Raw genomic sequence first — 10,755 nt, 5'->3', positions numbered from 1 at the left:
GCCCCACTCCGGACCGGCTCCAGCCCTAGCAATCGATCCGAAGGTGGTATAAAGCGGCCGAAAGATGATTGATAGACGACAGAACGCGTCCGACAAATGCCGTGAATGCGCATCCTGGCACCGTCCGGGCGCATCAGCCCTCCCCTGCCCACCCCTCTGTCGGGGACGATCGAGCGCCAGCCCCTCCGGCCGCCCCCGAACGGATGTCACACTGAAGGGGCAACACGGCGCGTCGCGATCATGTCCAGACGGCTCCGGGACCCCCGCGAGACGAGCAGGGACGCCGCGGGACAACATCCCCGTAACGGGGCGGCGACCGGGACGAGAGATCCAGAGGAGGCCGACACCGTGGCGACGGAGCCGGGAGTTCTGCACTGGCATGCCCCCGCGGCCGACATCGACCATCTCTACGAGGTGGCCGACCGCATCCGGCGCTCGGCGGAGACCGTGATCGACGGCAAGTCGGACGTGATCCACACCGCGCTGGTCGTGCTGTTCGCCGAGGGCCACCTCCTGATCGAGGACGTGCCCGGTGTCGGCAAGACGATGCTGGCCAAGGCGCTCGCCCGGTCGATCGATGCCCGTGTCCGCCGGATCCAGTTCACACCGGACCTGCTGCCCAGCGACGTCACCGGGGTGAGCGTCTACAACCAGGGCACCCGCGACTTCGAGTTCCGGCCCGGCCCGGTGTTCGCCAACATCGTCGTCGGCGACGAGATCAACCGGGCGGAGCCGAAGGCCCAGTCGGCGCTCCTGGAGTGCATGGAGGAGCACCAGGTCACGGTGGACGGGGTCACCTACCGCCTCGAGGCACCGTTCATGGTGATCGCCACCCAGAACCCGATCGAGATGGACGGCACCCGCGCCCTGCCGGAGGCACAGCGCGACCGCTTCATCGCCCGGGTCTCGATGGGCTACCCGTCACCCACCGCCGAGCTGGCGATGCTCGACAACCACGGGCGCTCCGACCCGCTGACCGGCGTCGTGCCGGTGACCAACGCCGCCGAGGTGGCGAAGCTGGCCCGGGTGGTCCGCGCCGTGCACGTCTCGGACGAGGTCCGGCAGTACATCGTCGACCTGGTTGGAGCCACCCGGAGACACCCGGAGATCACACTTGGCGCTTCACCTCGGGCGGCGCTGCACCTCATTCGCACCGCTCGAGCCCACGCCGCCATGGACCGGCGCGGCTACGTGCTCCCGGACGACGTCCAGGCGTTGGCCAGCGACGTCCTCTCACACCGGCTGCTGCTCCATCCCGAGATCACGTTGTCAGGCGAGCCGACGAACGACATCGCCGCGCGGATCGTGTCAGATCTGATCGCGCGGGTGCCGGTCGCCCGGTCGGCCTCGGCACGCCCGACCCGCCGCGGGCGTTAGAAACACGTGCGCGACTATCTCTCCGCGGTGCGCGGGCTGACAGTGCGGGGCTGCGCGTTCCTCGCCGCCGGCGGCGCCAGCGTGGTGGCGGCCGTCGTGATCGGCGAACAGGACCTGATCGCGGTGGCCCTCCTGCTCGCCGGGCTGCCTCTGCTGGCGGCCGCCGCTGTCGCGCGGACGCGCTATCGGCTGGCCTGTACCCGCCGGCTGGAGCCCGGCCGGGTGACCGCCGGTGACACGGTCTCGGTGCGGATCAGGCTCGACAACGTCTCCCGGCTGCGGTCGTCCGTGCTGCGTGTCGAGGACGTCACCCCCCATCTCGGCCACCGGGCCCGCTTCGTGGTCGACCGGATCGAGCCGGGCGGCTCCCGGGACCTGTCGTACTCCATGCGTGCCGAGGCCCGCGGCCGTTACCAGGTCGGCCCGCTGACGATTCGGCTCACCGACCCGTTCGGCCTGTGCGAGCTGGAGCGCAGCTTCCGCAGCAAGGACGACCTCACCGTCGCGCCCGCGCTGGAACGCCTGCCCCTGGTGCCCCCCGTCGGGCTGTCCGCCCTGAACAACAAGGTGCGCCGCGCCACGGTCAGAATCGGCGACGAGGAGTCCAGTACCAGGCCCTACCGCTCCGGCGACGACCTGCGCAAGGTGCACTGGAAGCACACGGCTCGGCTCGGCGAGCTCGTGGTGCGCCGGGACGAGCGGCCGCTCACCGGCGCCGCCGCCGTGCTCCTCGACACCCGGGCCGGGGCCTGGCCCCAGAGCGACCACCCGGACGACCCGTTCTCCCGGGCGGTCAGCGCCGCCGGCTCCATCGCGGTGAACCTCGCGCGCAGTGGCTACGGCGTCCGGCTGATCACCGACTCCCGGGTCGCCGCGACCGGGCCCGGCAACGCCGTCGGCGCGCTGCTCGACCAACTCGCGGTGATCATGCCGGCTCCCGTGACGGCGCTGAACCCGGCGCTGGCACTGCTGCGGTCCGCGGAGCACTCCGGCCTGGTCGTCGCGGTCCTCGGCCGCACCGACCAGGCTACAGCCTCCCTCGTCGCCGGCGCGCGACCGCGGAACGCGCCCGCCATCGCCGTCCTGGTCGACACCGCCTACGGCGACGGTGCGGACGCCCCCACGGTCAGCTCCGACATCGAACTGTCCCGGAGCGTGCTGTCCAGGAACGGCTGGACGGTCCTGGTCGCCGACCGCACCACCCGCCTCGCGGACACCTGGCCCGCGATCTTCCGGCCGGGAGCGGCCAACGGGCAGCACCACCTCGGCAGCCCCGGCGCACATCGTGCCGGCACCCGCGGCCTCGATGGCGCGGGGGTGGGCGGCGCGAGCCGGGCACCCCATGTGCCCTCGACCGCTGCTGCCGGGCCGGAGCCCCCGAGGCACGGCAGCTCCGGCCCGGCCGCGGCCGCGGCCTCCGCCGGATCAGCTCCGGCGGACTCGCCTCGACGGGGCAGGTCAGCCGGTTCCACCGCCGGGATCCCTCGCGACAACGGCTCCGTGAACGGCACCAGCCCGAACGGCTCAGGCGCGCACGGTTCAGGCGCGAACGGGGCCGGCACGAACGGGGCCGGCGCGGGACCCGCGGACAAGGGCGGGCGACGGACCCGCCGCGCCCCACGGCCCGCCGACCCGGAACAGCGGACCCCGCCGTCGCAGCCTGCCCCGACCGGTCCGCTGTACCGCCCCGGCTCACCGCACGAGCCGCCCGCACCCGCGACCGTCACCGGCGGCCCGACCGCGCCCGCGGGCAGGGGATGCTGAGCCCCCGCCCGGTCGCGGCGGCGCTCGGCGGGCTGGCCTGCCTGCTGGCCAGCACGGCACTGGCACCGCTGTTCGAGGGAATCCTCTGGTGGTTCCGGCCAGTGCTGATCGCGACAGTGGTGGCGGTCGGAACCGCGGTGCTGGGGCGGCTGATCGGCCGGAGTCTCCGCCTGCCGGCGCTCACCGGCTTCAGCGCGAGCCTGATCGGTCTCGCGGTGGCCGTGACAGCGATCGGCGCCCGGGACACCGCCATCCTCGGACTGATCCCCACTCCGGGCACGGCGACGGCGCTGGCCGACCTCGTCGACCCGACCATGGACGAGGTGCGGGAGCTCGCGGTACCCGTCCCGGAACGCCCTGGTCTGGTCGTGCTGGTGCTGGTGGCCACCTACGTCGTCGCCATGGCCGTCGACCTGCTCGTCGTCGTCGCGGACCGGCCGGCCCTGGCCGGTATCCCGCTGCTCGCCGTGTTCCTCGTCCCGGCCACCGTCCTCCCCGCGGGCGTGGGCACGCTGCCGTTCATCCTCGGCGCCGTCGGCTTCGTGGCGCTGATGCTCCTGGACGGCCGGCGGATGGTGACCCGATGGGGCCGTCCGGTGGGCGACCGCCCCGCCAGGGCCATCAGCAGCGGCCTCGCCGCACTCGGCGTCCAGATCGCCGCCGGGTCCCTGGTCATCGCGTCCCTCCTTCCCCTGGTGCTGCCGTCGTTGGACGGCAAGGGTGTGATCTCCGCGAACGGCGGGTCCGGTTCCGGCTCGGGGCGCAACTCCGCGAGCGTCATCCAGCCGATCGTCTCCCTGTTCCAGCAGATCCACGACGAGCGCGACCTGCCGCTGCTGCGGGTGACCACCGAGACCCCGCAGAACCTGCGCCTCACCGCGCTGGAGAACTTCGACGGTCAGCGCTTCACCCTGCGGGCGCTGAACGCGACCAAGGACGCCCGGGTGGACCGAACCCTGCCCGGCCCCGAGGAGGACATCCGGACCATCCCGGCGGTCACCGAGGTGTCCGTCAGCCCCGAGATGGCGGAACGGTACCTGCCCGTCCCGGGCATCCCCACCAGGTTCACCGGGCTGGAGGGCGACTGGCGGCTCGCCAACCCGACCGGCACCATCTTCTCCACCCGCACCTCCACCTCCGGCCAGGACTACACCGTCCACGCGCAGATCCCCGCCCCGACACCCGAGGAGATCAGCGCGGCCCGCGGGCCCCGGCCCGCCTCGATGGACGTCGTCACCGCACTGCCGGCGTCCCTCGACTCGCGGCTGCCCGGGCTGCTCGCCGAGATCACCGAGGGTGTCGACTCGGACTACGACAAGGTCGTCGAGATCCAGAACTTCCTGCGTGGGCCGGCGTTCACCTACGACCTGAGCGGTGCGCCCACCGTGCGGGAAGGTGCCCTCGCGGACTTCCTGTTCACCAGCCGGCGCGGGTACTGCGAGCAGTTCGCCTCCGCGATGGCCGTCCTGGTGCGGCTGCTCGGGCTGCCGTCCCGGGTGGCGATCGGCTTCACCCACGGCATGCTGCAGAACGACGGCACCTGGCTGATCACGAACAAGCAGGCCCATGCCTGGCCCGAGGTCTGGTTCCCGACCCTCGGCTGGATCCCGTTCGAGCCGACCAAGCGGGGGGACGGCACGACCCCGGCGCCCGCCTACGCACCGTCGACCGACGAGCCCACCGGGCCGGACGCCTCCGCCGAGGGCGAACCCGCCGTGGAGACCGAGGTCGCTCCGGTCCCGGTCGTGACGCCGGTTCCGGCCGAGCCGGACGCCGCCGGGCAGGATCCGGCCATGGAGGCGGAGGCGGCACCGGAGGACGCCGAGAACGGCGGGGCCATCCCGGACTGGCTCGTGTCGGCCTGGCTCGTGTGGGTCCTGGTGGGGCTCGGCGTGCTCGGCCTGTTCAGCATCCCGGCGCTGACCCGGCTCCTCCTGCGGCGACGCCGCATGTCTCCCGTCAGTCAGCGCCGGATGTCCCCTTCCCGGCGGCGCCGGACCACTCGCGTCCCTCGGCCGAACGCCGCCTTCACCGGGACGGGTGCACCGGGCGCGGAGGACGCCGACACGATCATGAACGCGGCGGCGGTGGCCCAGGTCGACGCGGCCTGGGCGGAGCTGGTCGACGTGGCCGCCGATCTGAGGATCCGGCTGCACAGGAGCGATTCACCGCGGTCTGGAGTGCAGCGGCTGATCACTTACCTCGAGGCCGGTCCCGAGGAGGAATCTGCCGAGGTCAACGCGGCCAGCCAGGCGCTCATCCGACTGGCCACGGCGCAGGAGCAGGCCCGCTATGCCCCGCCAGGCACCTACATCCCGGATCCGTCCCTGCTGGACGATCTGACCCTGGTGCGCCGGGTGCTGTGGTCGGTGACCCCGCGCAGCCAGCGGGCCCTGGCACTCGTCGCCCCGCCTTCCATGCTGCGGCGGATCGAGGGGATCCAGGTCCGCCAGGTCACCGACTGGGTGCGGCGCCGACGCTCCGGTACCGCGAAGGACGACCTGGCCCTCAGCGGCACCGCTGCAGAATCCGCCGCCGAAAGGCGGGCCTAGGACCTGGGTGCGCGAACACGACGCCCGTCGAGCCCGCCGGATCGGCCTCTGACGAATCGGACCCCCGGCACATCGTTCGTCGGACCACTGTCCGTCGGACCGGCGCCGGGGGCTCAGCTCAGGAGTTGTCCTCCCAGCGGCGGCGCCACCGCTCCTCGACCCGCTCCATGAACGACGACGACGACCGCGGCTGGCGCGTCTTCCCACCGGAGCTCGATCTGCCCCTCGCCCCGGGTGGGCGACGCCCCGACTCCTGCCCGCGGCCACTCATCCTCCGCAGGTCCGCCGCGCCGCGCAGGGCGGCGAAGAGCATGGTGACGAACCCCAGGATCCCGAGGGCCACCGTAAGGGGCCCCTGGTTGATGACCACTCCCACGACGAGGACCACGAGACCGAGGAGGAACAGCCCCCCGCTACGCCGGACCCGCCTGAGCAGGTAGGTCCGGGGATTGGTCGATCGGACCGTACTCGCGAACTTCGGATCGTCCTCGACGAGAGCGCGCTCGATCTGCTCCAGTAGGCGCTGCTCGTTCTCCGAGAGCGGCATCGACGCTCCTCCCACGACCTTCAGGCCCGCCGGACGGAACCTGACACCCAAGAATAGGCATGTGCGGGGCCGAGGCGGTAGGCAACTGGTCATGCTGTGTCCAAGCCGGCCCGAACCGTCCCCGACCAGAGCGATTCGGCGTACTGGGCTCTTGCCCGGGCCACCGTCGTTCATGCCACGCTCATCCTACGATCATGGATTTCTGTGATCATCCGGGACCCGCCCGTGGCGGCGGTTGCCGGGCTCGGCCGGGCAGCAGGGACGCGGGCCGGACGGACGCCTCCCCGAACCTGCCGCGTGCCCCGTCGGTGGCCCGGTCGACCTCCGCCCAACCGGCGGGCCGTTCGTCGAAGGCCAGCTGGCGCCCGCCGCGCGTGGCAGCGGCCAGCCGCGACGCGCGCACACCGACCAGGCGGATCAGCGGACGGGCATCGCCCCGCAGCTCCGCGAACAGCTCCCGGGCGGACCGGTAGATCATCCAGGTGACGTCGGTCGGTTCGGGGAGTGTCCGGGCGCGGGTCACGGTGGTGAAGTCCGCATAACGGACTTTGATCGAGATGTTGCGGGCGACCTGGCCGCGGGCCCGTAGCCGGCCGCCGACCCGCTCGCTGAGCCGCAGGAACTCACGGTCGAGCCGCTCCGGGTCAGCCAGGTCGGCGGGAAAGGTCTCCTCGGCGCCGAGGGACACCTCAGCGCCGTCCGGATCGACCCGGCGCTCGTCCCGCCCGTGCGCCAGCGCGATCATGTGATCGGCCGAGCCCCTCCCGAGTGCCCGCTGCAACGTGTCCGCGGGTGTCCGTGCGATGTCGCCGATGGTGCGCAGCCCGAGTCTGGTCAGCGTCTCCTCGGTGCGCGGCCCCACCCCCCACAGCGCTGCGACCGGCAGCGGGTGCAGGAAGGAGAGCACCCCCTCGGGCGGTACGGCCAGCAGCCCGTCGGGCTTGCAGCGGGCCGACGCGATCTTCGCCACGAACATCGACGGCGCGACCCCGACAGAGCAGGTCAGGCCCTGCTCGGCGGCGATCCTGGCCCGGATTCCCCGCGCGATCTCCACGGGCTCCCCGAACAGCCGCCGCCCCCCGCTCACATCGAGGAAGGCCTCGTCCAGCGAGATCGGGGCCACCAGCGGGGTGACGTCCCGGAACACGCCCATGATCGCACGGGAGGCCTCGCGGTACCGGCCGTGATCCGCGGGCACGACGACGGCCGTCGGGCACATCCGGCGCGCTCGCGCCATCGGCATGGCGCTGCGCACTCCGAAGGCGCGGGCCTCGTAGGTCGCGGACAGCACCACGCCCCGCGTTCCCCCACCGACGATCACCGGGCGCCCTCGCAGCTCGGGGGTGTCGCGGACCGCGACCGAGGCGAAGAACGCGTCCATGTCGACATGCAGGATGTGGCTCCCCGCCTCCCGAGGCGGGCCCGTTGTCACGATGCCCCTACCGCGGGAGCCGGAGGCCGATGATCAGACCGGCGACGAGGCTGCCGGCCGAGAGCCCGGCCAGCCGCCTGAGCCAGGCGTTGCGCTGTCGCACCCTGGGGTTCTGCTGCCCCTCGGCGTCCCGCCGCACCATGGGCGGCTGCGGCGGCGCGCCCGTCCGCCCTGCGTGCTCCTCGACGCCGGCACCAGCGATGACCATCAGGCATCACCACTCTCAGTATTCACCCCAACCTTGAAAGTAACTGATAGTGACTGCCTTCCTGGTTACGCGCAAGGGCTGTGTCGTCATCTGAAGTCCCTCGACCGCGCGCCCACCGCGAGTGGCAGCACCCGCAGGCTCGCGGCGATCGCGTTCACCACACCCTGCGCGCTCTCCAGCCGCCCGCGCACGATCAACGCCGCCGCCGATCTCGCTGTCGACCGGTACCTGGCCCACACCCCACGAGAACAGATCACGTTGGCCAGCCCGGTCTCGTCCTCGAGGCTCATGAAGGTCGTCCCGCCCGCGGTGGAGGGGCACTGCCGGTGCGTCACCACCCCGGCGACCAGCACCCGCCGACCCGACTCGAGGTCCCGCAACCGCCGCGCGACGACGACTCCCAGCTCGTCCAGCAGATCGCGGACGATCTCGGTCGGATAGCAGCCCGGGGTGGTCCCGGTGGCCCAGAGGTCGGCGACCACGGTCTCCGCCTCGTTCATCCCGGGAAGCAGCGCCGCCACCGCCGACACGTCGGCGCCGAACACCATGCCTTCAAGCCGGTCCGGCCGGGTCTGGGTGACAGCCCCCGCGGCCCACAGCGCCTCCCGCCGGGCCAACCCGAACCCGTTGAAGGCCCCGGCCGTCGCCAGGGCCTCGATCTGCTCGGCCCGCAGACCGACCCGGCGGACCAGATCACTTATGTCCTGGTAGGGACCGTGCGCGTCGCGTTCGGCCACGATCCGCCCGGCGGGTGCGTCACCGAGCCGGCGAACCCCCGCCAGACCGAGCCGGACGGCCGCCGGCGAACCGGTCAGCCGCGCGCCCACCGCGGAGAGGTCGAGGTCCGGGCCGTGCACGACGATCCCGTGCCGGCGAGCATCCGCGACCAGGCTCTGCGGCGAGTAGAAACCCATCGGCTGCGCGTTCAGCAACGCGGCACAGAACACGGCGGGATAATACAGTTTGATCCAGGAGCTGGCGTAGACGAGAAAGGCAAAGCTCACGGAATGACTTTCCGGGAAACCGAAGTTCGCGAAGGCCGCGAGTTTGGCGTAGAGGTCGTCGGCCGCCGCGCCGACGATCCCGTTCGCGGCCATCCCCGCGTAGAGCCGGGCCCGTAGTCTGTCGATGCGCTCGGTGGCCCGTTTGGCGCCCATGGCCCGCCGGAGCTGGTCGGCCTCGGCGGGGGTGAAGTCCGCGACGTCGATCGCCATCTGCATGAACTGCTCCTGGAACAGCGGCACCCCGAGCGTCTTCTCCAGCGAGCGCCGCAGCAGCGGATGCGGGTAGACCACGCCCTCGGCGCCGTTGCGACGCCGGATGTACGGATGCACCGACCCGCCCTGGATGGGCCCCGGGCGGATGAGCGCGACCTCTACGACCAGGTCATAGAACCGCCGCGGGCGCAGCCGGGGCAACGTCGACATCTGCGCGCGGCTCTCCACCTGGAAGACCCCGATGGAGTCCGCCGCGCACAGCATGTCGTAGACCGCCGGGTCCTCCGGCGGTATCGAGCCGAGGTCGAGGTCCCGGCCGTGGTGGTCGCGAACGAGGTCGAAGGCGCCGTGCAGCATCGACAGCATGCCCAGCCCCAGCAGGTCGAACTTGACCAGCCCGGCCGAGTGGATTCCCAGGTGCCGGGGGAACCCGAGCAGCTGGTGTGCCAGGTCCAGCACCTCGGCGGGGATTCCCGCCGAGGGGTCGGTGGCGATACCGCGCCCCGCTGCCCGCCGGCCGCCCGCTGCCCGCCCGCCGCCCGCCGCCCACTCCTGGCCACCGGACGCCTCGGGATCGGTGGTGCCCGGATCGGGATCGGTGCCTGACCCGGCCCGGTTGCCGGCTGCCCCGGCCGGGCCCGCGGGCGGTGGGATCCGCCGCTCGATCTGCCGTGACCAGGCGTCCTGCTGACCGGGTGAGTAGCCGAGGGCTCGTGCGACGTCGCGGACCGCGGACCACGGGCGATAGGTGATCACATTGGCCACCTGGGCGGCCCGGTACCGGCCGTAGCTGCCGTAGACGTACTGGATGACCTCCTCCCGGCGCCCCGACTCGATGTCGACATCGATATCCGGCGGGCCGCCCCTTTCCGGTGCGAGAAAACGCTCGAACAGCAGGCCGAAGGACACCGCGTCGACGTTGGTGATACCCAGGGCGTAACAGACCGCCGAGTTCGCCGCCGAGCCCCGACCCTGGCAGAGAATGTTGTTGTTCCGGCAGAACTCGACAATGTCGTGGACAATCAGGAAGTAGCCCGGGAAGCCCAGCTGCTCGATCATCCTGAGCTCGTGGACGAGCTGGTCGTAGGCGCACCCGCGACCCGTTCGGCGTGCGGTGGCCCGTACCGGCGGGCGGCTCCCTGCATGGTCAGCAGCCGCAGCCAGCTCGCCTCGTCGTGCCCGGCGGGAACCGGGAAGTCCGGCAGCCCGGCGTCCCGGGCGAGCGCCGCGAGGGCGTCGTTGCGGGTGGAGTCGAGCGGGGCCGCGTGGTCCCACAGCTCGACCGCCACGTTCTCCCGGCCGAAGAGTGCGACCAGCTCGTCGAGGGCGGAGCGGGCCGCCGCCATTCCGGTGAAACCTCCGCCGCCGGGTGCCGGGGCTCTCCTCTCCCCGCCCAGGGCCGGCGGGGAGCCCGGAGTCGGGCTCCCCGTGGCGAGTGCCCGCGGGACCAGGCCCTTGCGGCAGCCGGTGAGGATCTGCCAGTGCCCGCCGCTGGCAGCCGCGAACGCCTCCGGCTCCGCGATCAGGACGCCCTTCTGACCGCCTGCCAGGTGGGCGTCGGACACCGCCCGGGACAGCCGGCGGTACCCCTCGGCGTCGCGGGCAAGGATGACCAGGTGGGTCGACTCGGGGTCCGGTGTCCCGCCGCGTGGCGCCGG

General features: G+C 72.4%; 8 protein-coding genes. 3 read left to right on the top strand and 5 right to left on the bottom strand.

Annotation, left to right across the window (positions count from 1 at the left end):
• Positions 1–348: 348 nt before the first annotated feature.
• From AB1460_RS33320 to AB1460_RS33310, 3 genes are read left to right on the top strand one after another with little or no spacing between them, the layout of a single operon-like run.
• Entirely contained in the window at positions 349–1,377 is a 1,029-nt protein-coding gene (locus tag AB1460_RS33320) for an AAA family ATPase (RefSeq protein ID WP_018635001.1), read from the top strand.
• 6 nt (positions 1,378–1,383) lie between these two features.
• Positions 1,384–3,141 (top strand): DUF58 domain-containing protein, encoded by a 1,758-nt coding sequence (locus AB1460_RS33315; protein ID WP_368966215.1) that lies wholly within the window; start codon positions 1,384–1,386, stop codon positions 3,139–3,141.
• A complete protein-coding gene (locus AB1460_RS33310; RefSeq protein WP_368966214.1) occupies positions 3,135–5,693 on the top strand; it encodes a transglutaminaseTgpA domain-containing protein in 2,559 nt (852 codons plus the stop codon). The genes AB1460_RS33315 and AB1460_RS33310 overlap by 7 nt, the downstream gene beginning before the upstream one ends.
• 118 nt (positions 5,694–5,811) lie before the next feature.
• Here AB1460_RS33310 and AB1460_RS33305 read toward each other — a convergent pair whose 3' ends face one another.
• The 5 genes from AB1460_RS33305 to AB1460_RS38460 form a co-directional block, all read right to left on the bottom strand.
• Positions 5,812–6,240, bottom strand: a complete 429-nt coding sequence (locus AB1460_RS33305) for a DUF3040 domain-containing protein (RefSeq protein ID WP_368966213.1) — start codon at positions 6,238–6,240, stop codon at positions 5,812–5,814.
• Positions 6,241–6,448: 208 nt separating this feature from the next.
• Positions 6,449–7,672 (bottom strand): DNA polymerase IV, encoded by a 1,224-nt coding sequence (gene dinB, locus AB1460_RS33300; RefSeq protein ID WP_368966211.1) that lies wholly within the window; start codon positions 7,670–7,672, stop codon positions 6,449–6,451.
• A gap of 7 nt (positions 7,673–7,679) precedes the next feature.
• The gene (locus tag AB1460_RS33295; RefSeq protein WP_368966210.1) at positions 7,680–7,880 is read right to left on the bottom strand and encodes a hypothetical protein; all 201 of its coding nucleotides are present in this window, start codon (positions 7,878–7,880) and stop codon (positions 7,680–7,682) included.
• 86 nt (positions 7,881–7,966) lie between these two features.
• Positions 7,967–10,156 (bottom strand): OB-fold nucleic acid binding domain-containing protein, encoded by a 2,190-nt coding sequence (locus AB1460_RS33290; protein WP_420497437.1) that lies wholly within the window; start codon positions 10,154–10,156, stop codon positions 7,967–7,969.
• On the bottom strand, positions 10,153–10,755 hold a 603-nt coding region (locus AB1460_RS38460; RefSeq protein ID WP_420497436.1), incomplete at its 5' end, for a PHP domain-containing protein. The genes AB1460_RS38460 and AB1460_RS33290, both read right to left, overlap by 4 nt.

Source organism: Parafrankia sp. FMc2, assembly GCF_041008525.1.
Lineage (GTDB): Bacteria > Actinomycetota > Actinomycetes > Frankiales > Frankiaceae > Parafrankia.
The sequence above is the reverse complement of the archived record's forward strand: the minus strand, read 5'-3'. Positions and strand labels throughout refer to the sequence as shown.

Bases quoted from the DNA above. Each gene is read 5' to 3' on its own strand.
- AB1460_RS33310 (WP_368966214.1), top strand. From the start codon at position 3,135: ATGCTGAGCCCCCGCCCGGTCGCGGCGGCGCTCGGCGGGCTGGCCTGC.
- AB1460_RS33305 (WP_368966213.1), bottom strand. From the start codon at position 6,240: ATGCCGCTCTCGGAGAACGAGCAGCGCCTACTGGAGCAGATCGAGCGC.
- AB1460_RS33295 (WP_368966210.1), bottom strand. From the start codon at position 7,880: ATGGTCATCGCTGGTGCCGGCGTCGAGGAGCACGCAGGGCGGACGGGC.
- AB1460_RS33290 (WP_420497437.1), bottom strand. From the start codon at position 10,156: ATGATCGAGCAGCTGGGCTTCCCGGGCTACTTCCTGATTGTCCACGAC.